Origin of the sequence: uncultured Dysgonomonas sp., from assembly GCF_900079725.1 — a bacterium.
Classification (GTDB): Bacteria; Bacteroidota; Bacteroidia; order Bacteroidales; family Dysgonomonadaceae; genus Dysgonomonas.
This window is the reverse complement of the sequence record NZ_LT599032.1, coordinates 226,418-251,800: the sequence shown is the minus strand read 5'-3', so window position 1 is coordinate 251,800 and position 25,383 is coordinate 226,418. Positions and strand designations below refer to the sequence as shown.

16 protein-coding genes are annotated in these 25,383 nt (G+C 39.8%); 8 read left to right on the top strand and 8 right to left on the bottom strand.

Annotated elements, in window-relative coordinates; all coding sequences use genetic code 11:
- Positions 1 to 136: 136 nt before the first annotated feature.
- From QZL88_RS01040 to QZL88_RS01010, 7 genes are all read left to right on the top strand, one after another.
- A complete protein-coding gene (locus QZL88_RS01040; RefSeq protein WP_296938043.1) occupies positions 137 to 2,710 on the top strand; it encodes a glycoside hydrolase family 2 TIM barrel-domain containing protein in 2,574 nt (857 codons plus the stop codon).
- 33 nt (positions 2,711 to 2,743) lie between these two features.
- Positions 2,744 to 4,123 (top strand): FAD-dependent oxidoreductase, encoded by a 1,380-nt coding sequence (locus QZL88_RS01035; RefSeq protein WP_296938041.1) that lies wholly within the window; start codon positions 2,744 to 2,746, stop codon positions 4,121 to 4,123.
- A 99-nt stretch (positions 4,124 to 4,222) separates the two neighbouring features.
- On the top strand, positions 4,223 to 5,326 hold the full coding sequence (locus QZL88_RS01030) for a glycoside hydrolase family 88 protein (RefSeq protein WP_296938039.1): 1,104 nt from the start codon (positions 4,223 to 4,225) through the stop codon (positions 5,324 to 5,326).
- Positions 5,327 to 5,519: 193 nt separating this feature from the next.
- Positions 5,520 to 6,611: a Gfo/Idh/MocA family oxidoreductase gene (locus QZL88_RS01025; protein WP_296938038.1), complete on the top strand. Its 1,092-nt coding sequence runs from the start codon at positions 5,520 to 5,522 to the stop codon at positions 6,609 to 6,611.
- 469 nt (positions 6,612 to 7,080) lie between these two features.
- Positions 7,081 to 7,668 carry a hypothetical protein gene (locus tag QZL88_RS01020; protein WP_296938037.1) on the top strand — a complete coding sequence of 196 codons (588 nt, stop codon included), beginning with the start codon at positions 7,081 to 7,083 and terminating at the stop codon, positions 7,666 to 7,668.
- A 315-nt stretch (positions 7,669 to 7,983) separates the two neighbouring features.
- Positions 7,984 to 9,123 carry an AAA family ATPase gene (locus QZL88_RS01015; protein ID WP_296938036.1) on the top strand — a complete coding sequence of 380 codons (1,140 nt, stop codon included), beginning with the start codon at positions 7,984 to 7,986 and terminating at the stop codon, positions 9,121 to 9,123.
- Complete coding sequence (locus tag QZL88_RS01010) at positions 9,123 to 9,836, top strand: DUF4276 family protein (RefSeq protein ID WP_296938034.1); 714 nt, start codon at positions 9,123 to 9,125, stop codon at positions 9,834 to 9,836. Before QZL88_RS01015 ends, QZL88_RS01010 begins: the two co-directional genes overlap by 1 nt.
- A gap of 5 nt (positions 9,837 to 9,841) precedes the next feature.
- Here QZL88_RS01010 and QZL88_RS01005 read toward each other — a convergent pair whose 3' ends face one another.
- The 8 genes from QZL88_RS01005 to QZL88_RS00970 all read right to left on the bottom strand — a co-directional run bounded on the left by QZL88_RS01005 (position 9,842) and on the right by QZL88_RS00970 (position 24,085).
- Positions 9,842 to 12,229, bottom strand: a complete 2,388-nt coding sequence (locus QZL88_RS01005; RefSeq protein ID WP_296938033.1) for an ABC transporter permease — start codon at positions 12,227 to 12,229, stop codon at positions 9,842 to 9,844.
- Positions 12,230 to 12,370: 141 nt separating this feature from the next.
- Positions 12,371 to 14,728 carry an ABC transporter permease gene (locus tag QZL88_RS01000; protein WP_296938032.1) on the bottom strand — a complete coding sequence of 786 codons (2,358 nt, stop codon included), beginning with the start codon at positions 14,726 to 14,728 and terminating at the stop codon, positions 12,371 to 12,373.
- 47 nt (positions 14,729 to 14,775) lie between these two features.
- On the bottom strand, positions 14,776 to 15,456 hold the full coding sequence (locus QZL88_RS00995; RefSeq protein WP_291113210.1) for an ABC transporter ATP-binding protein: 681 nt from the start codon (positions 15,454 to 15,456) through the stop codon (positions 14,776 to 14,778).
- Between the two features lie 33 nt (positions 15,457 to 15,489).
- Positions 15,490 to 17,829 (bottom strand): ABC transporter permease, encoded by a 2,340-nt coding sequence (locus tag QZL88_RS00990; RefSeq protein WP_296938027.1) that lies wholly within the window; start codon positions 17,827 to 17,829, stop codon positions 15,490 to 15,492.
- Between the two features lie 3 nt (positions 17,830 to 17,832).
- A complete protein-coding gene (locus tag QZL88_RS00985; protein WP_296938025.1) occupies positions 17,833 to 20,160 on the bottom strand; it encodes an ABC transporter permease in 2,328 nt (775 codons plus the stop codon).
- A 49-nt stretch (positions 20,161 to 20,209) separates the two neighbouring features.
- Complete coding sequence (locus tag QZL88_RS00980) at positions 20,210 to 21,403, bottom strand: peptidase E (RefSeq protein WP_296938023.1); 1,194 nt, start codon at positions 21,401 to 21,403, stop codon at positions 20,210 to 20,212.
- Between the two features lie 22 nt (positions 21,404 to 21,425).
- A complete protein-coding gene (locus QZL88_RS00975; protein ID WP_296938021.1) occupies positions 21,426 to 22,676 on the bottom strand; it encodes an HlyD family efflux transporter periplasmic adaptor subunit in 1,251 nt (416 codons plus the stop codon).
- An 83-nt stretch (positions 22,677 to 22,759) separates the two neighbouring features.
- Positions 22,760 to 24,085 (bottom strand): TolC family protein, encoded by a 1,326-nt coding sequence (locus QZL88_RS00970; RefSeq protein WP_296938019.1) that lies wholly within the window; start codon positions 24,083 to 24,085, stop codon positions 22,760 to 22,762.
- A 261-nt stretch (positions 24,086 to 24,346) separates the two neighbouring features.
- On the opposite strand from QZL88_RS00970, the gene QZL88_RS00965 reads away from it, so the two are divergent.
- A complete protein-coding gene (locus QZL88_RS00965) occupies positions 24,347 to 25,378 on the top strand; it encodes a rhodanese-related sulfurtransferase (RefSeq protein WP_296938017.1) in 1,032 nt (343 codons plus the stop codon).
- Positions 25,379 to 25,383: the final 5 nt, after the last annotated feature.

Here is a 25,383-nt window from a genome sequence, read left to right as displayed (position 1 = left end):
AATGAGAGTTTGTTTTAAGTATTTAATTTTTACGTTTTTAATTTTTGCGTTTAGTGAATCAACTTTTTCTCAAGGACGCGAGTATCTCTTTTCGCTGAAATCTGATAAGGGGCATGGAGGCAAAACTCAATGGCTGATGAAAAAGGCCGGAGATGTGACCGACAGGGCCGAAGATGTTTCCGTTATCGGATATGGTACAAAGGGATGGGCAGAAGCGATTGTTCCCGGTACTGTACTCAATTCGCTGGTGGCGCAGGGAATCTATCCTGAACCCTATTTTGGCCTGAATAACAAAATAACAAGTGAATTAATACCCGATCTGAGTACTGCTGGACGTGATTTTTACACCTATTGGTTTCGTACCGAGTTTGACGGGCTTGAATGCGTGAAGGGCGAACGTATGTGGATGCAAGTGGATGGAATAAACTACCGGGCCGAACTTTGGCTCAATGGTAAAATGGTTGCTAATATAGCCGGAATGTTCCGTCAGGAATTTATAGATATAACAGACTATATCAATTCGGGAAACAAGAATGTGCTTGCAGTAAAAGTCTATCCCATAGACGAACCGGGCGGCCCGCGCGAAGGAGTTTCCAAATCGTGGGGGGCAGCAGGAGAGTTTCGCAATGGTGGTAATGGGGAAATTGGCAAGAATGTAACAATGCTCATGACGGTAGGTTGGGATTTTACTTACCTCGATGGTATCCGCGACCGTAATACGGGGATATGGAAAGATATCAGTTTCTTTAAAACAGGAGAGGTTACGCTTAACCATCCGTTTGTGAAGAGCGATTTGCGCAAACCCGGTTATGACCATTCACGCCAGACTGTAAGTGTAGAATTACATAATCCCGGATTCAGAGCTCAAAAAGTAAAGATAAAAGGTGAAATACTAGGTGAAGGCATTACTTTCGAAAGAGAAGTTGAAATTTTACGGGGACTTACCAAAACGATAGAATTCAATACTACGGATTTTCCTCAGTTAGCTATCGATAAACCCCGTCTCTGGTGGCCTGTAAACAAAGGTCCGCAGGAACTTTATACCCTTTCTGTAAAAGCTGAGATACAGGGTGTAGTCTCAGATTCCATGACTACCCGTTTCGGTATCAGGGAAATTACATCACATACGGATACTCCCGATAAGTCGCGCACATTCAGGGTCAACGGAAAAGATATCTTTATCAAAGGGACTAACTGGTTGCCGGAAAACATGCTGCGCATGTCTGACGAACGAACTTATGCGGAGTTACGCTATACAGCGCAATCGGGCGTAAACCTGATTCGTTTCTGGGGTGGCGGTATCACAGAGTCCGACTACTTTTTCGATTTGTGCGACGAACTGGGGATAATGGTCTGGAAGGAATTCTGGATGACAGGTGATACAAAGCATCCGATCGACAGGGGACTACATTTGCAGAATGCGGAATCGACCGTTAAACGTGTACGGAATCATCCGTCACTGGCTTATTATGTATGTTCGAATGAGTCGACCGAAATGTCTGGTCTCGAAGAATTACTTCAGCGGATAGACGGTACACGTGGTTATCAGATGGAATCGGAATGTTGCGGAATCCATGATGGCAGTCCGTATAAAACAGTCAATCCGATGAGGCATTATGAAAACACGGCATCCGAACGTGGCAGCCGGGTAGACGGATTTAATCCTGAATATGGCGCGCCTTGTCTCCCTACTGTTGAATGCCTGCGTGAAATGATGCCCGAAAAAGACCTCTGGCCAATCAATACGGAAGTATGGGATTATAGTGATGGCAATGGATTTCACCAGATGTCTTCTCTATATGTAGACTTGGTGAATGAGTATGGAAAGTCGGAGAGCATAGACGAATTCGCGATGAAAGGGCAATTTGTAGGAGCAATGAGTTACAAAAGTATCTGGGAGGTCTGGAACTATAACAAACTAAATTATGGAGACCGCTATACTTCCGGAGTTCTTTTCTGGTATCACAATTCTCCTGTCCGTCAGGTTTGCGGGCGAATGTGGGACTGGTCGCTCGAACCTACGGCAGCACTCTATGCGGCAGCAAATGCATGTGAACCGCTACACCCCCAGTTCGACTATCTGAAAAATACGGTATCGGTGGTAAACGACTATTATAAGGCTTTTTCCGGTTATAAGGTTACAGCTGAAGTATTCGATATCAACTCAAAACAAGTATGGAAAAATCAGGCTTCGGTCGATCTTCCCGAAGATGGAGTTGTAAATGATGTATTTAAAATTGATTTCCCTGCGAATATCTCGCCCGTTCATTTTATCAAGCTTCGCCTTTTTGATAGTACAGGAAAGGAAGTGGGCAGTAACTTCTACTGGCGTTCCACGAGCGTATATGAAGGGATGAAATCTATGACAGGGCCTACTACAGCAGGTTTCCAGAGTATAAAAGAACTTGCTCCGGCTAAACTGTCGATGAAATACAAAACACGTGTAAGCGAAGGAAAACATTATATAGACATCGAGCTGAAAAATACGAACCGTTCAATTGCATTCTTCACGCAATTGCAATGGCTCGACTCGGCAGGTAAACCTGTACGCCCTTCATACTATACCGATAACTTTTTTAGTATGATGCCGGGAGAAAGCCGCAGTATAACAATAGAGACGGATAAAAAGAATCTTCCGGCAGATAATTATTCATTGATTCTGAAGGGTTGTAATGTTTCTCAAGTGAAAAATACTATTTTAGTAAAATGAAAAACACTCATATAGCAATTTAAATTAATACATATGGAACGAAGAAAATTTCTGCGCAATGCAGGCATGCTGGGGCTGGCTTCAATTGCGAACAGCAGTATCTCGGCAGGGGAAACAATATCCTCACAGACTATATCCCGGAAAGAGGGTATAAAAGTAGACGATCAGTGGGATGTAGTTGTTGTCGGAGGCGGTCCTTCAGGATGTGCTGCTGCCACCGCTGCCGCACGCGAAGGAGCGAAAGTTTTACTGATAGAAGGAACCGGTGCTCTTGGTGGAATGGGGACTTCCGGCCTGTTGAACGCATGGTGTCCTTTTACGGATAAGGAAAAGATTATTTATAAAGGGATAGCGGAAAAGGTATTCTTGGAAGCAAAGAAAGGAGTTCCTCACGTAAAAGGAGACGACTGGGTTCCGATCAACTCAGAATATCTGAAAGTGGTGTATGATGATCTGGTAACGTCGGAAGGGGTATCTGTTTTGTTCTTTTCTACTATGGCTGCCGTGGAAATGAAGCAGGACGGAGTGGTAGATGCTGTCATTGTCGGGAATAAGGCCGGTCTTACTGCCTACAAGGCCAAACTGTTTATCGACTGTACGGGTGATGGTGATCTTGCAGCGTGGGCCGGAGCAAAATTTGATACGGGCGACGGCAAAGGGACAGTACAGGAAGGTACACTTTGTTTCGCACTGGCGAATATTGATCCGTACCAATTTTCGCTGATCGGCAGTGTACATACCAGTAGAAAGGATGGCCCTATACATGAAATGCTTAAGTCGGGGAAATATCCTTTGATAAAGGATAGCCATATCAATGACAAGTATGCAGGACCAGGCTATCTGGCCTTTAATGCAGGTCATGTTACGGTGGATAGTACCAATCCTGTTTCACTTTCGTCAGCAATGATGGTTGGCCGTAAAATAGCCCGGCAGTTTCAGGAAGGATTGGCAGAGTACGAACCAAAAGTATTTGCAGCTTCCTATCTGGCTACCACAGGCGCCTTGATGGGTGTCCGAGAAAGCCGACGTATCAAATGCGATTATACCTTTACAGTCGAAGACTGGCTGGCCCGTAGGGAGTTTGAGGATGGCATCGGACGTAACTCTTATTACATAGATATACATAAAAGTGATGCAAAAGAATATAAACGCTATGGAAAAGGAGAGTCTCATGGCATACCTTTCAGATGTCTTCTTCCGGTAGGACTTAAAAATGTATTTGTAGCCGGACGTTGTATCTCCACTGACCATTATGCACATGGCAGTCTGAGGGTAATGCCTCCATGTCTGGTTACGGGAGAAGCTGCCGGTGTAGCTGCCGGACAGATTTTTAAAACAACAAAGCCCGATGTTCATAATGTCGATATAAATAAACTTAGGAGCCGACTGAAAGAGGTCGGGCAATTATTGTAATTGTTAGTATTCTAAATTGTAATCAGATACTGGATCATCTTACCGGACAACAAGCCGGAGGTTTATTTCAGATATATTTTATAATTAAAAATCAATATTATGTTTCGAAAATTATTTACGTTATTACTTCTTTTACCATTCCAGTTTTTGTTTTCCCAGCAAAGCCAGCTAACTAACTTCTCCAAAGGATTTACTCCCGAAGAAGTAGGTAAACGTCTGGCATATCATATAGTAGACGACAGGCACGACCTTTATGCAGGGAGATATATTCATTATGCCGAAGTCTGTACTTGGACAGGGGCTCTCGATTATGCCCTTCAGACAAAAGATCAGAAACTAATAAAACTTCTACAAGACAGATTTGAACCTTTCTTTACTCGGGAGAAAGCATTATTACCTCCGATGAATCATGTCGATTATAATATGTTTGGCGGATTGGCCCTTAAACTTTATCAGATAACAAAAGATAAACGTTATCTGGATATGGGTATGGCTTATGCCGATACTCAATGGGAAGTTCCGGCTAATGCAAAACCTGCGGAAAAAGCCTGGGCAGAAAAAGGCTATTCGTGGCAGACCCGCTTATGGATCGACGATATGTATATGATTACTTCGGTACAGGCCGAGGCATATAAAGTGACCGGAGACTCCAAGTATATTGACCGCGCGGCAAAGGAGATGGTACTCTATCTGGAAGAGATACAGCGTCCTAACGGACTTTTCTACCATGCACCGGATGTTCCTTACTATTGGGGTCGCGGCGATGGCTGGATGGCTGTAGGTATGGCTGATCTGCTGACATATCTTCCTGCCGATCATAAAGACCGTCCACGTATTATGAAAGGTTACCTTACCATGATGGAAAGTTTGAAAAAATATCAGACTCCAAGTGGTATGTGGAACCAGTTGATCGATGAGCCTGACTGCTGGGTTGAGACATCAGGATCAGCTATGTTTACCTATGGATTTATTGTAGGTGTAAAAAATGGCTGGCTGGATGCTAAAGAATATGCACCTGCAGCCCGGAAAGCATGGCTGGCAATGATTCCGTATATCGACGAGCGTAACAATGTGACTGAAGTCTGTATCGGTACAGGTAAGAAGAACGATAAGCAGTATTATTACGACCGTCCCCGTCTGGCGGGAGATTTTCACGGTCAGGCTCCTTATTTGTGGTGTACGGTTGCTCTTATGAAGAAGTGAGCAGTGAAAATTGTAATATCTTGAATTTGCATTTATAATATTGCAGATGGAAATATTGATACATTTCCTTTAGAATAAAAGCTATAGAAAGAAGGATTGGGACTAAGAGCCTGTTTAAATTTTACCTGAAATTTAAACAGGCTCTTATTATTTTTTTACCTTTGAACAACGTTAATTTAACCTGTAAGTACACATGATAAAAATTAAAATCCTTCTGATAATGGCTTTATCAGCTATATCCGCAATTGTATCGGCACAAAATGATAAACCGCTCCGCCTTGCTGTGGCAGGCCTTTCGCACGGGCACTTATGGGAAGTCCTTTCCCGCCTCGACAGGGGTGATTTCGAAGTGGTAGGTATTGCTGAAAAAGATACTTCACTTTGGAACAATAAGACATTACGGGCAAAAGTAGACAAGAGTAAATTCTTTGAGAATCTGGATGAAATGCTGGATAAAACCAAGCCCGAAGCTGTTATTGTTTATGAAAGCATATATGACCATCTGCGTGTAATCGAAGCCTGCGCACCGCGTGGCATACACGTAATGGTAGAGAAACCGCTCGCTACCACAACAGAGCAAGCAAAACGCATAGCAGAACTGGCTCGCAAGCATAATATAATGGTGCTTACCAATTATGAAACAACATGGTATGCCGCCAATCATAAAGCTTACGACCTGATTAAGAATGAAAATGCAATTGGCCGGATATCGCGTATAAATGTATATGATGGACATCAGGGTCCTGTAGAAATCGGTTGTGGACCGGAATTTCTCCGTTGGCTTACCGATCCGGTGCTCAATGGAGGTGGTGCTGTTGTAGACTTTGGTTGTTATGGAGCAAACCTGAGTACATGGTTGATGGGAGGCCGGAAGCCTATAAGCGTATCCGCTACATTGCAGCATCTGAAACCACAGGTTTATCCCAAAGTGGACGATGATGCAACTATAATGCTTGAGTATCCTGATGCCACAGTTGTTATCATGGCTTCGTGGAACTGGCCGATGAGCCGCAAGGATATGCATATCTATGGTGAAAAAGGCTATATATATCAGGATAATGCAAATGATATGCGTGTATATTCGGATAAGAAAGAGAATAAGATGGTAGCCGAAAAGCTGACCGCACCGTACAACGATTCTTTCTATTACCTTAAAGCTGCTGTACGTGGCGAAATTGAGGTGAAGCCTACCGACCTGTCTTCTTTAGAAAACAACCTTATAGTTGTAGAGATACTCAATGCGGCCATAGAGAGCAGCAAGACGGGTAAGAATGTGAAATTGTAAATAATAGAAATAAATAATGGGAACGGGGGCAGAATAATTCTGCTCCTGTTTTTTTTATTAAATTAATCATGATGTAATTCGCCCAGTTTTTTATTCATGCCAATCAGTAGTTGAAGTGATTATTGTAGTATGGAAATGTTGGATTTTATTAGTCGTTTTTTATAGACTACACTTTGTTGTGTTTGAATGTTCATTTTGGCAATGCCAAAAGTGAGGACAAGCCCGGGAGGGCGCGGCAGACCTAAGAGAAAGCTTGCAAATAATGAGAAAAGAAAGTAGCTATGTATAGATAAATCCAACATTAATACTCAACTACTGATTTGCATTAATAATATATGATTATTATCAATTTTCAATTCATTTATCTATAGCTAAAGAGCTTTTAGCTATTCATTTAATTTACTAACCAATACCCTCTTTGTATTTTCCCCGTAGGGGCAGACAAGAGGAGTTTAAAACCTCTATTGTTATGAAATATTCCAACAAAACCGCCACCCGTATCATTGAAATGATAGAACAGGACCTTTTCGGCGTGTCCGAAATTTGTAAGATCGTCAATATCAATCCTAAGACTTTCTACCACTGGAAGAAAACCCGCCCAGAGTTTAAAGAAGCGGTAGATGATGCTATTACCTGCCGAGAAGAAACACTAGTTGCTTCGGCCCGTATGGGTTTGAAACAGCTTTTGGAAGGATATGTGCAGAAAGAAGAAAAAATAGTCTATATTCCCGACAAGAAGAATTCTGTAGAAGATTACGAAAAATGCCGTGTTGTAAAGAAGAAACACTGTCCGCCAAGCATCCGAGCTATCCGCTATGTGCTTGAACGCCATGATAAAGCACAGGAGAAGGCAAAAGAACGTTCTTTTCAGGCTCGTCCATTAATCATTGAAGTACCTGATGAAGAAACTAAACGGCAGTTAATGATTCTCAAGAAAAATGATTTCAGAGCGGGTGGGGCATATGATCCTGAAATTGTAGCAGCAGTGGATAGGGAGATAACAATTAAGAATGAAGAACTAAGAATGAAGAATGGGGGAGGAGCTATCGATTTGTAATGACATTTCAATTAAAGTAATTCTTAATTCTTCATTCTTCATTACTTTTGGTTACTTTCGTTACATTTTAACTATATATAGTTAATGAATGTAAAAATGAGATTGTAATCAAAAACTTGAAATAAGGCTTGCTGCTTTTTATTTACCGATTACCGAAAAAAACGTATATTTGAATCTGAAACAGCAGATAAGGTTCCAGATCTTTTTATTATTATTTCGTCTGTAACAGCAATAGTTAGTTGTCATTAAATAATGTTGTATTAAATACGTTGCTTTACTTATACGCTATTCATAATATCTAAATTTATTACTAGAATGATACTAAGTGCTTTAAAATATACACGTTATGTAGGTGAACCCCGCGAATGGTGCATTGTGGGAAATGAAGGGGATTATGCTTATTTCAATAATATAAATCTATTGGTGGGAAAGAATGCCTCGGGTAAGAGCCGCACATTGAATGTTATCCGTGAAATTGCAGATTTATTGTCAGGCAGGATAGATTTGAAATATGCGATAAGTCCGTCCGAATTGTTCGAGCTGATATTTACCAATGGCAATAATGACAACTACAAGTATTCTTTGACCTTTAAGGACAGAATAGTTACAAATGAAGTATTGACTCTCAATAATAAAGTATTACTGAACAGGTCGAAAAAGATATTATTAAACCCTCGGGGAGAGAATATTCCGTTCGCAGTTGCCGATTTCGAAATCGCCATAGCGCAATGCGATGCCGAAGGCAAACCTTATTTTGCGAATTTTGTATCATGGGGTGAATCATTAAAGAATTATCTGTTTGCCAATCAATTGGAGAAGAATCGACTGGTAAAAGATTATACCCAAATAGACGGGGATGACCATGACATAGACGACCCGGATGTGCTCATATACACATTCTACAAGGGGTGGGAGCTTTTTGGAGAAACGTTTATATCGGAAGTTAAAGCCGGTATGCAGGAATTGGGCTATTCGATCACAAATATCGATATAAAGGAAACCCGTGGCGGCTTTGGTATCTTTATTGAAGAAGATGGAGAATATACCATTTCGCAACGAGAGATGTCGCAGGGGATGTTCCGTGCCTTATCTTTGTTCATTATGTTGAGTTATGCCCGGCTGAGCGATATTTCCCTTTGCCTGCTTATCGACGATATGGGCGAAGGCCTCGATTTCGAAAGTTCGAAGAAAATGATGGATCTGGTAATTAAGAAAGTCAACAAATCGAATATGCAGTTCTTTATGACATCTAACGACAGGCAGGTTATGAACCAGATACCACTCCGTTACTGGTCTGTGATAGGGCGGGAGAGTAGTAAATCAATATTTTACGATTACACTAATTCGAAAGATACCTTCGACGATTTTAAATATACAGGACTTAATAACTTTGATTTTCTTGCCACAGACTTTTTCAAGAAAGGTTTTGGTGTTATAGATGAAGATAACGATTGATGAAACGGATTGCTTTTTTTGTTGAAGGACAGACCGAGCAGATTTTCGTTAATCGCTTGATAAAGGAAATCCTGGGAACTCAACAGATAAATATTATACAGAAACAATTTCGCGGAGGAGTGAATATCCCGAAAGTAGAAATTGTGCGGAACTCTTCATTTTCGCGTAACCCGAAATACGAAGTGCTCATTTTCGATTGTGGTTCGGATAACCGTGTGAAATCTGAGATACTGGACAATATGGAGACTTTGCGAAAGAATGGCTATGAAATGATAATTGGCCTGCGCGACCTGTATCCATTGCCGATAGACGATCTGGAAAAGCTCGAAAAAGGGTTGCGGTTTCTGCCTAACAAGCTAAAGAATGATGCTCACTACTTCGATGTCATTATAGCTGTGCACGAAATAGAGGCATGGTTTCTGGCAGAGACTAATCACCTGAAAAAAATTGACAAACGGCTGACAGGACGCTTTATAAAAGATAAACTGGGATTCGATCCTTATGCTTCCGATCCGCAAGCAAGGGAGCATCCGGCCAAAGACCTCGATAATATTTATCGCCTTGTAGGTAAGTCGTATACCAAGAAATACAATGCAACTACCCGTGTTGTCAACAAGCTGGACTTTAATAATATACGTTTCGATCTTCGTTATGATATCGGCCCTCTGGACCGCCTGCTGAAAGCAATAGAGAACTTTAAGGGCAAGAAGTAAGAATTCTAATCCCCTTTTAATGATTTTGCCGGATTGATACGAGCTGCCTTGAGACTTTGCCAACTGATAGCAAGGAAAGAAATCAAAAGGACTGATATTCCGGCAAGGACAAATATCCACCAATAGATAGTTGTTTTATATGCGAAGTTTTCGAGCCACTTGTCCATTACATACCATGCGGCGGGCATTGCTATAACAAAGGATAGGAATATCCATCGCAGCAATCCGAAATTGAGCATAAAGACTATCTCGCTGTTGGTAGCGCCATTTACTTTGCGGATACTGATTTCCTTCATACGGTTCTTTATCATAAAGGCCATGAATATAATCAGTCCGAGGATAGTGATAACGAAAGACAGTATGGAGAAGAATAATACGACCTTTTCAGCATTCAGTTCGTTCACATATAGAGATTTGTAAGAGTCAGACAAGAATTTGTAGTTGATCGGATAATCGGGGTTTAATGTAGCCCATACAGAGTTCAGAGTAGCTAAAGCCTGTTCGTTACTGCCTGGAGCAATGCGGATAATGAAGCAATTCATAAACATATTGCGTTGGAGTATAACCATAGGGATGGCATCTTCATAAACATTGGTGTATGTAAAATCTTCGACTACTCCGCAGATTATTCCTGTAGGGAAATAGTCGAGAGAATTGTGGCCTATGCCCACCTCTTTTCCGATAGCTTCTTCTGGCGAGGAGAAGCCTAATTGACCAAGTGCTTTTCTGTTGACTATGATATTGTCTCTGTGGGATGATTTAAAGCCTTCTTCATTCATCTTCCTCTGCTGAAGGTTTGCTTCTTCCGCATATGATAACCGAAGGGGTGGAAACAGAGTTCCGGCTACAGGCTTTATATCGAAGGTTTGCATAAAGTCTTCACCGACGACAAGTACAGGTATGTATGCAGGGTCTTTTCCTTCGGTGGTTATGACAATCATGTCGCGAACAGCATTTCCCGGTAGTTGCATAGCGGCTGTAACCGATTCTATTTCGCTGTGTTTGAGGAGTTCGTTTCGGAAGGCAGTATAGTTTTCTATGACCTCGTGCGGTTGTTCTTCAAATACAAGTATACTGTCATTGTTGCCTGCAACCTGAGTATTACGGATAAGGGCCATTTGGTTATTAATACCGATACCTACAATGATAATGAACAGGACAATACTATACTGTACTATGAGCATGTATTTTACATTGGATATAGAAAAACGGGATTGCCGTAAGTCTGCCTGATCATTCAGAAAGGCGGTTGCCGACATATTTATAAGGATAGGCAACAGCGATACAAAGATGGTGGAAAGAATGAAAAGAATGGCGATGCCGACTGTTTCGGTTATGGATAAAGCGGAGAATGAGATGGAGAAATAGCTGCCGATAAATACCGACAGTAACTTCCCTGATAATATGGAGATAACGGCTAAGAGTAGCGAAACCCATGTCTCGTCTTTTATTACTACCGAAGAGGAAGCTCCATTCATTCTCAACAACTGGTAGTACCGCTTATTGTAAGAAAAGATTACACTGGAATTGAGCCATAGATTGAACAGGACGATTATAAGAAGAAGGAGGTTGATACCAGCTATCAGGTAGATGTAATATATATTACCGTTGGTTTCCATTTCGCGTAGTAAATGGCTGTGCAAATGGATATCGGTCATCGGTATCAGATTGATTATGGCATTCCTGCTATCCGGGTTCTGTGATTTGAAATTGGCAGTCAGCCTGCTTTGGATGTCAGCAAGGTCATAACCATCCTTCATCAACAGATACACATAGTGATAAAAATTGTCGAAATCGGCTTTGTGGATAATAATATCGCTATGAAAGTGGGTGTTTTCCGGCATGTTCTTAAATACACCCCTTATAAAATACACTGTGGATTCAATGCGTCTGCTGCTCAATTCTATTTTTTCGCCGATTACATCTGTCCTGCCAAAGAGTTGGAGTGCGAGGCGTTCGCTGATAATGACACTTTCGGGGGACTTGAATGCTTCTCTGCTATTACCTTCTATTAAAGGGATGTCGAGAATATTCAGTAAGTTTTCACTGGCAAAGAAGAGATTATTAAGTACTTGCTTACTTCCGTTATGGTTTAGTATTGCCGTGTTTACCATCTCTAATTTGAGCTCGTCTTCTATCTCGGGTATGTTTTGCCATATTTGTTTTGTAGAGGTACCATAAATACGTCCGTCGGCTATATTATCATCATATGAAAGAGTCATGCGGACTATCCGGTGAGCATTGTTGTAGAATTTATCGTAGCTGAGTTCGCGTTTGATGTATGTGTAGGAAACCAGCATACAGGCAAACATGAGTGTTAATCCCAGCAGATTTATAATACGGAGACTTTTGCTTTTCAGAAAGCGACGGAGTATAAACGGTATATGGTACATAAAGAGTTCTTTGACTTATTGAATTAACATGAATTGTAAAAGGAGCAAAAGGCTAAAAACAAGGAAAGAAAGAGAAAGAGTGTGTTTGCTTCTAAACCTTTTATACTCCTTTACAATTACAATTATCTATGGAAACTAATACTATTCATTTTGTATTGCATTTACAGGATTCATATTGGCCGCCTTCCATGTCTGATAACAGACTGTAAGCATTGCGATGATGAAAGACAGCGCCCCGGCTCCCAGGAATATCCAGATGCTCAATGATGTTTTTATGATGAAACCATCGAGCCAGCGGGACACAAAATAATATGATACGGGGCAGGCTATGAAGAATGAGATTACTATCCATATTATAGTGTCTTTGTTCAATAATGCGATAAGGTCGAGAATAGTAGCCCCATTTATTTTGCGGATACCTATCTCTTTTATCCTTCGCTGGGTGGAATAAAATACCATCGCATATAAGCCCATGACGGTAATTATCAGAGTGATAATTAATGCATAGCTTAATACGTTGCGGGCATTCATTTCGGATGTATATTGAGCTTCATATGTTGTATCCAGATAATGATATTCGAAAGGTACATTCGGCAACATTTGCTTCCATTTCTTTTCTATGGTCTTTATTGCTCTTTGAGGGTTTCCGGCAACCTTGAAGAATATTGGATTGTGATCGTCTCTGGATAAATTGAGATACATCTGAGCATCAGGTTCCTGATATAACGATTTTACATACGAATCGCGTATCACACCTTTCACAATATACTCTTTTCCATCGTTTTCGCTGAGTTTTCCTCCTACAGATATTATGTGAAAAGCTTTACCTACAGGATCCTTGAGTCCCAATAGTTGTGCTGCCCGTTCATTTATGACACAGAAGCGGGAACTAGCAGCACTTTCTTCATACAGAGGATTTTCCCCGGAAATGAATACCATACCGTAGAAGTCGAAGTAATTAGGTGAAACTTCCGACAGGTCAAGCAATATCTCTTCTCCTGTTTCTACGTTTTTTCCACCTATTCCATTTCCTCCTCTAAGAGGCAGGTCATATTGTTTCATCGCTACATCTATAATAGAGGGCTCTTGTATCATTTCTTCACGCAGAGCGTTATAATCGCGGCCAAAATCTCCCCAGCCATTTATATAAACTATATTTTTATTGTCGAAACCCAGATCCTGACTCAGTATCTGATCTATTTGCTTAGCAAAGAAAAGTACTACGATGAGCAGGCAAATAGATGTGGAGAATTGGATGATTATAAGTACCTTCTGGAATATAGACATCTTTTTTCCCCGGAATTTTCCTTTAAGGGTTTCTATAACTCCGAATTTGGTCATTTGAAAAGCTGGGAACGAACCGGCTATAATGATTGTAATTACTGCCAGAGTAAAAATAAAGATGTATAATTCAGGAGAAAGGTAATCTATAATCACATTAGACTGTGTGTAATTATTGAAAACCGGAAGAGCCAGCATTGCAAGTAATATGCCTAAAAATACAGCAATCAGAACGTATGCCGCAGTTTCTTTATAGAAGTCCAGTATAAGAAGTTTTTTATCGGCTCCTAGCGATTTCTTGATTCCGATAGTTTTTGCCCTGATGAAAGAAGTAGAAATGAAAAGGTTTGTAAAATTGATGCAAGCTATGATAAGAATGGCTATGGCAATACTAATAAACGTTTTTAAAAGTCCTTCATTGCCTTTTATCGCACTATCGAAACTTGCACTCGTTTTGCTGAAATGAATATCTTGCAGATGCTCCAGTTCTACAGGAATATCGCCTATAAAAGCTGATATACCTCTCTTATTTATCAGACTAACCTTCTTTTCTATAGAATGAATGTCTGCATTTGGCGAAAGAACAAAATAGGTATCATACTTAAAACTGCTATCCCATCCCCAGTCTTTGAAAAAAGAAAATAGAGGGAAAACAATATCAGCTTGTATATGAGAGTTTCGCGGCATATCGTACATAATAGCAGATACGGTAAATTTCCATCCATGAAAGATCACAGTCTGACCTATGGGATTTCTATTTGGGAAGTACCTTTTTGCAGCCGATTCTGTCAAAATAACGTTGTCGGGAGCAGAGAAAGCAGTTTCAATATTTCCTTCTTTCAGGGGAAAAGAGAAAAATGAAAAGAAATTATGGTCGGTAATAATATTTCTCACATTAAAATATGTGATCCGGTCAATCTCAATACCATTGTCTTCAATAACGACTCTGCACATCTGTTCTATTTCAGGAATTTCTGCCGCAGCCAATTCTCCCAAAGGTTTAAAAGCTGTGGCCGCTTTGATAGGAATACTTCCATACTCAAAGCTTTGTACTACCCGATACATCCTTTCTCCGTTTTTATGAAAGTTGTCGAAGGATAATTCATTGATAGCCCACAATCCGACTGTGATGGAAACCATGATACCGAGGCTTAAACCGCAAATATTAAGTATACCCACGGTTTTTTGTTTCCTGAAATTCCTGAAAAATTGTTTCATAAGTATATTACTTCATTAATTCATAGGGAATAGATATGTATGAAGCATTACATCATGCTTTCCACCTCGGTAACGATCTGCCCGTCAAAGAGATTCACTATACGATGTGCAAATGACGCGTCGTGCTGAGAGTGGGTTACCATGACAATGGTAGCGCCTTCCCTGTTGAGCTCGGTGAGTAGGTCCATCACATCTTTTCCGTTTTTAGAATCCAGATTACCGGTCGGCTCATCGGCCAGTATCAGTTTGGGATTGGCAATAACAGCGCGTGCTATGGCAACACGTTGTTGTTGACCTCCCGATAGCTGGTTGGGGAAATGGCTTGCCCTATGGCTTATGCTCATTCTGCGGAGAGTGTCTTCTACACGTTTTTTGCGTTCCGATGCTTTTACTTTCAGATAGGTAAGGGGAAGTTCGACATTTTCGAAGACCGTCATTTCTTCAATCAAATTGAAGCTTTGGAATACAAATCCGATATTCCCTTTACGGGTTTGCGTGCGTTCTTTCTCCTTTAAGTTGCCTACTTCATTTTTGTCTAAGAGATAATGTCCGGATGTAGGGTTGTCCAATAATCCCAGAATGTTTAGAAGGGTGGACTTACCGCAGCCTGAAGGTCCCATAATAGCAATAAATTCGCCCTTATTTACATGCATAGAAATGCCGTTCAGTGCGATTGTCTCTACTTCTTCGGTACGGAATACTTTCTTTAAATCATTAATCTGTATCATAATTTTTAAATTTAAATTGTTTTTTTATTTATATCATTCGTTTTTTAATGAGTCAACAGGGTTCATATTTGCCGTTTTCCAACTTTGCCAGCTAACAGTAACGATCACTATCAAGGATATTATAATTCCACTTGCCAGGAATATCCACCAATGCATTGGGGTCCGGTAAGCAAAATTTTCGAGCCAGCGATTGATTATATAATATGATATGGGCGTGGCAAGGATAAAGCAGACGGCGAGTATCTTTATATATGTCTTGTTGAACAGCAGGAGTATTTCATTTATAGATGATCCCATTACTTTACGGATGCTTATTTCCTTACGGCGGTATTCACTCTCGAAGATAACCAGTCCGAAAACCCCGACGATAGAGATAAGGATAGCTATCAGGCTGAATGTGGTTATCAGCATAGATAATTTTTTTTCTTTTTGATACGTTTTATTCAATACATCATCAAAAAAGCGGATGTTATACGGAAAATCAGGATCGATACTATTCAATGACTTTTTCACTGTTTCAATAGCTACATATGGATTGGCTTCTTTGGACGTTTTTATATAAATCTGATTGACCATACCATTGTTTTTATCTGTTATCAGATAGAAAGCCATTGGTACAACTTCAGTACGGAGCGTAGCGAACTTTATATCTTGTACGAATCCTATGATTTCCATACTGTCTATCATTGTGTTCAATTCCATATTATACTCTTTTTTTGCTTTCTCATTGAATATAAAACAAGGGTGAGACCGACTTGCATCACTTTCCTTAAAATTCCGGCCTTCAGTAACATCAATCTCCATTACATCAAGGAATGAATAGTCGACAGGTAGACATTGGAACGTTATCGAATTTTCTTTATATTTCATTCCCCAACCCATATATTGTTCACTGCTCGACAATAGTACCATGCTTTTGGTAACATCTTTTATTTCAGGGTGTGATTTTAGTTCTGTCTTGAGCAAACCCCATTTTTCTTTTACTTTACTGTTTGCTCCTACTACAATTAGTTCTTCTTTATCATATCCTAAATCTGAATTTTGCATAAAGTAATTCTGCATATACATCAGTCCGGCGCTCATAATCAGAGCCAGAGATGCAATAAACTGGAATCCGATTAGTATATTTCTCATTCTCCGCCCCTTTCCGGATAATCCAAAATTGCCTTTCAAGACCAACGCAGGCGGGAAGGACGTCATATAATAAGCAGGATATATACCCGATACAATACCTATAACTAAAGCCATTAGTGCCGATAATGCAATTAGTGATAAATTAGCAATTATTGCTATATCACCGTTTACTAACTCCTGTATTAGTGAATATTGCATCAATTTTAGCCATAAAACCGAAAGGACAAATGCAACCATTGCAGTACAAACGGCCTCGATAAGTAATGTGATGCGTAATTCAGTCTCTGTTGCACCCAATACCTTTTGCGTATTAATACTTCTGATACGTGCAGGAGTCAAAGCCATACTGAAATTAGTAAAATTTACACCGGCTATAATAACGATGACAAATGCAATGGCAAACAATATTGCTATTGTCTGACGGCTCGATTTTGGATGCCTGTCGTAGAACACATCTGTAGTATAATGGACCTCGGGCAATTGAGTGAATTGGAGCATTACTCCTTTCCAATCCTCATTCAGCTCATTGGTAGCATACTTTGTGAATGTTTCGAACAATCCGTTCACAGCGTCCGGAGAATCTACTCGTATGAACAGATTATAATTGCTGTTTCCCCAATGCTTGCTGTTCTCATCGTCCGGTATTTTGTAATAGATGACATTCAGAAGAGAAGAGTTTTTAGGAAAATCTTTATATACTCCGCCTATGGTGTAAATCGTATTGTCCTCCAGTTTGATCTGTTTGTTCATGGCATATTCTTCTCCCCATATTTTGTGGGCTATACTTTCGGGAATTAATATTTTACCGGGTTCGGATAGGGCCTTGTCTGATCCTTCTGCCATATCGAAATGAAATACATCGGTGTAGGTTGATGTCACACTGAACATTTCCTCCTGAAACCCCAAATTGGAGTTATTCCCTGTTATAGGTTTTATGAAAAATTTCTCCGTACTGAAGTTAGTTATCGTTCCTGCTAAAATATGAGGTGACGACTGAAACAGAATGTCAGATAAAGGACGACAAATAATGGCTTGTTTACTTCCATCCTTATGAGTCTGTTCAACACGGTATATACAATCCGAATTTGCAATATTTTTATCAAAATTGGAATCGAAATTAACCTGCATCATTATAATCATAAACGATGCAAAAGCAACAGATAATCCTAATATATTCAAGAATGTTGCCGTCTTGAAACGTCGTAGTACGAAGATGAAGTTTCTTATTACTGATTTCATTGGTTATTCTGTTTTTAATGCTTCTATAGGATTTCGTGACAACACTCTGATACTAACCAACGAGGTCACTAAAATAGCTATAACACATTGAATCAGTATAGGAAACACAAATATACTCCAGCCGAGAGTTGTATGATTTGTATAATTATTGAGCCAGTCGGTTGCATAATAATAAACTACAGGTACGGCAATCGCTCCCGCCACGCAAATCCAGATAACGATATCGCGGCTGAGCAATGTGAAAATGCTTGCTTTATCGGCTCCGTTAACTCTTCGTATCCCGATTTCTTTTATCCGCCGCATGGTCGTGTACAGGTGCATAGCTACCAATCCTAATGTAGCAATCAGGATAGAAAGGAATGAGCTTATAGCTATCACTTTTGTCTGAGTCTTGATAGTGCTGAATTTCTGGTCATAAATATCTTTACTCCACTTTGGATTAAGATAGAAGTTGGGATCGAATTTCCGTAAAGTGTTTTGGGTTATCTCTTCTGCTTTATTTCTGTTCACATTTTCGTTGAACTTTATATAAATCTGGCCTCCCCATCTGATGCGGCTGAGCACTATCGGCTGCACGGTACTCGCCGGATTGTCGTAATAGAAATCCTTTACAACTCCGACTATTTCGGCAGGGCCTTTGTAATCAACCTGTCTGCCGATAACCGGATAATCCAGTCCCAGCATCTTTATAGCAGCTTCGTTCAGTATTATCTGACGGATACTATCGGGAGTCTCTTCTCTGTAGAATTCTCCTTCATGCAACTGAAATCCCATTAGTTCGCACAGACCTGCTCTTATTCGGTACTCGTTTATCGAAAAACTTTTCTCTTTGTTGTCAGGTAATGCAATTCCCTGCCCGCTACCCCCAACACCGACTGTGTGATGGGCACCACTTACCATTTTTACTTCAGGCAGAGTGAGTAGTTCTTGTTTTACGGCTTCATAGCTTTCTGCTATAGCTCTTGTTGTAGGAAAACTTACTACCTCATTTGGATTATATCCCAATGGAATGTTTTGCAGATAATTGCTTTGTTTATCGATAACTAATATAAAGGAAATAAGTATGATAGTAATGATAGACTGTACGACTACCACAATGGTGTTTAGCCTGCGTTTCGATAATTTGATGCGCTTAGCCAGAATGTCCAGCGGACTGAAGCGGCTAAGATAAAATGCAGGATAAAAAGCCGACAATATAACCGTAATAATGAAAAGAGCTGTAATACACAGAATAAATAAAGGGTTTGCTAATTGTATCAGGTCTATATCCTTTCTTATCAAATCGGCAAAGTATGGCGTACATATCACTGCCAGAATAAACCCGATAACAAATGCACCAAATACAATGACAGAAACTTCCTTGAAAAATAGCCTTATAATATCTTCGATACGGGCGCCATTCGTTTTGCGTATCCCGATCTCATTCATGCGCGTTTCTCCCTGTGCCATAAAGAGGTTTATAAAGTTTGTTATAGCCAGAATGAGAATGAAGAGGGCCAACCCCGACAATAGCCAGATAAAAGTCATACTTCCTTGTTTCCAGAACCGGTCTGTAGATAGTGAATGCATGTATATATCAGTTACTTTCTGTATCGTACCGTGAGCTTTGCCATTGAAGTAAGCCGCCCAAGGTTCCAGTTCCGAACTATATTCTTTTTCAATGGCAGCTGAAACATCAGTTATGGAAACATCCGGCTTTATCAGATAATACACGACAAATTCCAGACCGCCAAACTCTTCCATATATTGTGGTATCCTCCCTATTACGTCGAAGGTAAAATGTGTATTTTTGGGCAATTCTTCAACTACGGCCGATACAATAACTTCATCTTCTCCTATTTTAAGCGTTTTACCAAAGGCTGCACCTGTACTGCCGAACATGGCTTCTGCTTTTGACCGCGTGAGAACCAGCGATTTCATATTCTCTAATGCAGCCTGAGGCGTTCCTTCTATGAATTTCATCGGAAAAACAGTGAAAAATTCAGGGTCAGCATATACTAGCCTAAGGTTTTGGAAATGTTCATCTTTGTTGATAACCTCTGCATTGCCGGCATCATATATTTGTGTAGCCGCTTCAATTCCCGGTACTTTTGATGGCAATTCCCTGTACGCTTTGCGAAGAGTTATACCGTATGTGTGGGTATTGCCATTTTCTTCCAAAATAGTTACCATATTGAGAACACGCTCTTTATTTGTCAGATGTTTATCGTAACTCAGTTCATTAATGATGAACAAAAGTAGCATGATAGATGCTGCCAGGCCAATGGCCAACCCAGTTATATTCACCCATAAAAAATACCGGGTACGTTTGTAAGATCTTAATATATTCATAGTGTTTTTACTTTAGTAAGTAATTTTCGCCTTCGTAATTCAGGCATTACTATTGTATTTTTGCTAAATGCATTTTTGCTTTTTCTCTGAAGGTGATCTCTGTCTCAAGAATTGTATTTCCTCCTATATCTTCCCCGGCACTCTGCCATTTACCATTTTCTTTGTAAAAGTACCATAAGCCGTAGAAATCTTCATGTTTGCTGACAATACCCGCTAAAATATCATTATACATGAATACTTTGTTGATATTATTTTTCAATATTGCATTTCTTTTGTCTTCACTCATCACCGCATCTTTCATGTCTCCCATACGTTCTTGAAGCGATTGACTACTCGCTTCTTTGAGTTTCGACATTTGACCATTAGCTAGAATGTATTTAATGGAAATATAGGCATTCAACGGGGTATCCCGGTTATCAATATCAGGAAAATTGTTTACCTGCTTTTCTATATCGATTACTTTGTATGTTGATTCGGGCAAAGCATTTTTATTCACCAATATTCGTGAATTTAATTTTTCAGGGTGAATTTTTCCATTTTTCAGACTAATATAATAGGAATTATTTACATCGTTTTGGCTGACAGCTTCAACAAATTTCCCATTTTTAAACAATACAGCAGATAAATTGTCCATAGCATATCCGGTCGTCATTTGCTTATTTCTTATTTGCTGATGATACATCTCTTTTTTCAGACTGTCGGTATAGTGCGGGCAATTACTGTAAGGCAAAAAAGAAAGACCTTCAACTATACTCAATTCAGTAGGACGCGAATCGCTAACACCATTCTCAAACCAGCAAATAGAACCAGCGCTCCCGCCTGCAAGAATGATCCCTTTATCCAGCGCTTTTCTCAGGATAGTATCTATACCCTGTGCTTTCCATATACCCATCATATTCAATGTATTTCCTCCACCAACTACTATGGCATCCATATTGAGGAGAATTTCCTCGAAACTTTTGGCATTTCTGTCAGAGCTAACCCATACCTTTAACGTATAAGGTTCGATAGAAAGCCGCTCGCAAATGAAATTCCAATATTTAATATTATCTTGATTATCTGCACTTGCTGTTGGAATAAAACAAATTTTCGGATTGGATTTATGCGTTAAATCAACTACATACTGTACAAATTTTTCATTTACATCACCTCCAAGTACACAAATTGTTTGCTCGGTTTGCTGTTGGGCTTGTCCATTCAATATCCATAATATGCTAATCAGAATAAAAGAAATTCTTTTCATGGTTCACTTACTCCTTTTTAAATTATTTTAGTATTAGTTCTTGTATATCTCCATAGCTGTCATAAGCAGATGTAATCACTTTTTCACCGGGTTCCAAGCCACTTGTTACCTCATAATAATTTGGGTTTTGACGGCCTATCGTTATTTTACGCCTTACGGCCTTGCTACCGTCCGGCACAACAACGAATATCCATTGTCCACCGGTAGTCTGATAGAATGGGCCCCGTGGTATCAATATAGCTTCGGCTGGTTGGCCCAATTGAAGGTTTATGTAGTATGTTTGTCCGGCACGGATATTGTCGGGACGCTCTCCTTCGAATACAAAATCGGTTTTGAACTGTTTATCCCGTACTTCCGGATATACTTTCCTTACACGCAGTGCAAAGTCTTTATTCTGACGCTCAAATGTGGCGTCCAATCCCGGTTTTACTCTATCTATATAATGTTCGTCAATCATAGCTTCTACCTTATAATCGGATAAGACGCTGATTTGGCCTATGCGTTCACCGGAAGCGACTGTTTGTCCTATTTCTACGTCCAGCACTCCTAATTGCCCATCTACAGGGGCTTTCACATTCAGATTATCTACACGTTGGCGTACCAGTATCAGATTTTTACGGATATTGTGTAAGCTTTCTTCCATTTGGTCTACCTGAATACCGCGATATAAGGAATCCTGCTTCTGACGTTCAACGACTAATACACGCCCGTCTACAGCAAATTCATAATCTTCTTTAGCCTGAAGGTATTCTTCTTTCGATGTCAGTTTTTCGGAATATAGTTGTTTGTATTGTTCATACTTTCTCTTCTTGCGTTCCACATCCACGTCCAGTTGTAGTTTTTCCTTTTTCAGACTGAGCCTTTCCTGCTCCATCGACACCTGTGTATTACGAAGAAAGTTTTGTTTCTCGGCCAGTTGAGCTTCACTATCGAGTATGTTCAGGCTTAGCATTGGGTTTGTCAGCCGGATTATAACATCTCCCTGATGCACTTCCGATCCTTCTTCTATCAGCTTCTCGGCTACCATACCGCCTTCTATGGCACTCAGGAAGATAGTATTGATAGGCTGCACCTGTCCCGGTATACGGACATAATCATTGAACATACCTTTAGTAGATTCCTGTATAGTAACCTTGTCTTTTTCGATATTCAACTTTGATGCATGATTACCAAATATGAACCAACCGATAACCGCAAGTAAAAAGACACCTCCGGCAATGAAAGGGATATGCTTTTTCTGTATTCCTTTTTTCTTTTCTATTTTAATATCCATATAATTTATTATTTCAAGATTTCAAGATTTGGTCTATGCCGATTTTAATTCAAATTTCAATATTAACTTAATCATGTTTTACATTAGTCGATAATAAATGGAGTACCTTTGTAATAATGGACCAGACGATGCTTCAGTTCATATTTCAGTCGAGCATTCAACTCATCTACTTTTGCCTGTAACAAACGGTTAGAGCTTGTATGTAATTCTATCGCACTTATCAATCCTTCTGTAAATTTGCGTTGATTTACATTGTGAGCGACAATCATCGCATCAGTCTGTTTTTTTGCCTGATAAAATTCGTCGGCCAGCCCGTTCATGTCAGCAACAGCCTGTTCTACCTCGCTGTATAGTGTGCGCAGGGTTTCGTCGCGTTCGTTACGTGCTATAACTGTTTGAGCTTTGCTTCTTTTTACCTGGGCAGAGCGGGAAAAGCCTGAGAATATGGGAATAGAAAGAGAGAATCCGATGTAATGCCCGCGTTTGTCCCTCATTTGGTCTTTGAATGAAGAGTATTCACTGCCGTCCATATAACGGGAAAAATTCGTAGAAATACCGGCTTCCATCGATAGAGTGGGCGAGAAGCTTCCTTTTGCAGCCCTATAGGCTAACTGTTGGGCTTGAAATGCAGATTCGGCTGCAATTGCTTTCGGATTTACAGACTTTGTATTTTCAAAAATAGAGAGCGCAGTTTCTTCAGTCTTAGTTATCAGTTCGTCTGAAACAGTATTACTAATCTCTATATCGTCTTCGATAGGAAAATTCATTTTTTCCTTCAATATAATAATGCCTATTACCAAAAGATTTTTCTGGCGTGTCAGGTTATAATTATCGGCGGCCTCTTTGGCCACAAGTTCGGCTACATCAGCTACACCTTTCATTCCCAGCTCTTCCATTCGTTTGACTTGCTTTACGTTAGCTGCGCTTTCTTCAAGTTGTTGTTCAGCCAGTTTTACCATATCCATATAATATGCGACATTGATAAATGCCTCCATGGTTTCGTAAGCTATTGCATCTTTAGTCTGTTGCAATTGCTGTTTACCCATCAATTTATTCACCTTCTGCATTTTCATCTTGTTAATATTCGAAAAGCCATCGAATAAAACAAGTGACGAGTAAAGGCTGTAATTGTTACTGAAAGAGTTGATATCGGTGTATGTGTTTGTTTCTGAATCCAGTCCGCGTCCAAAATTGAATGATGCATTGGTATTTGCACTCAAAGATGGTATAAGTTTTCCCACAGCTTCCAGAAAATTTTGGTGGTAGATGCTGTTTTGAGCATCTTGTTTGTTCTTTTTCGGGCTGTTTTCTATGGCATACCGCATACACTCGTCCAGAGTCCATTTCTTTTCCTGCGCATTGGCTGTAAGACTTATAAAGAGTGCAATGGTGAAGATTATATATTTCATAATTTTATTTCATTTTTAATATTTAAGAACGAAAGTCGTGCCAAAGTGAATAATGGTCTGATTTGTAGATGTTTGTTTGTTTTTGAATATTTAAAAGTGTAAAATAATTTTACAGTGTTTGTCAAATTTTATTACAATAGATTAATATTTCTTCATCTATGTTGTATAAATACTATCAATATAGAAAATAGGTACTGTTAGTTGCATCCTGTATATCTTTGTCTTTTATTTGTAATTATTCTAAATTAATATTTATATAAAATGCAATTATATAATACATTAAGTGCAGACGAGAGAGCCATACTTATTGATAATGCAGGACTTCTGCGATTGACTTTGTCTTTCTATACATATGCGCATATACAGGATCCGCAAGCATTCAGAGATGAATTGTTTATTCGTTGGAATGAATTGGATGTCCTAGGGCGTATTTATGTGGCTAAGGAAGGCATCAATGCCCAGTTGTCATTACCTGCTGCTAATATGGAAGCCTTTAAGGATTTTCTGGATACATATCCGTTTATGAAAGGAATACGACTGAATGTAGCTGTGGAACATGACAACAAATCGTTTCTGAAACTCAAGATAAAAGTAAGAGATAAAATTGTGGCCGACGGGCTGAATGATGATACTTTCGATCCCACTGATATAGGCACACACCTGAAGGCAAAAGAATTTAACAACATGATGGATGATCCGGATGCTATTGTAATAGATATGCGGAACCATTATGAAAGCGAAATAGGGCATTTTGCAGGAGCTATGACTCCTGATGTGGATACATTTCGCGACTCACTGCCTATCATACACGAGCAACTGAAAGACTATAAAGACAATAAAAAGCTGTTAATGTATTGTACAGGCGGTATTCGTTGCGAGAAAGCCAGTGCGTACTTCAAGCATCAGGGATTCAAGAATGTTTATCAGCTCGAAGGCGGTATTATCGAATATACCCGTCAGATCAAAGCAGAAGGGCTGGAATCTAAGTTTACTGGAAAGAATTTTGTGTTCGACAACCGTTTGGGAGAACGTATTACTGAGGATATAATTGCTCATTGTCACCAATGTGGAAAACCATGTGATATACATACTAACTGTAAGAATGACGGATGCCACCTGCTGTTTATACAATGCGAAGAATGTGCGGAAAAAATGAAAGGTTGCTGCTCAGATGCTTGTAAGGATATTGTATCTTTGCCCGATGAACAGCAAAAGGTGATACGAAAGGGCATCAGAAATGGTACTATGATCTTTAAGAAAGGACGCTCGAAAAGCCTTTTGTTCAAAGACTAATATAA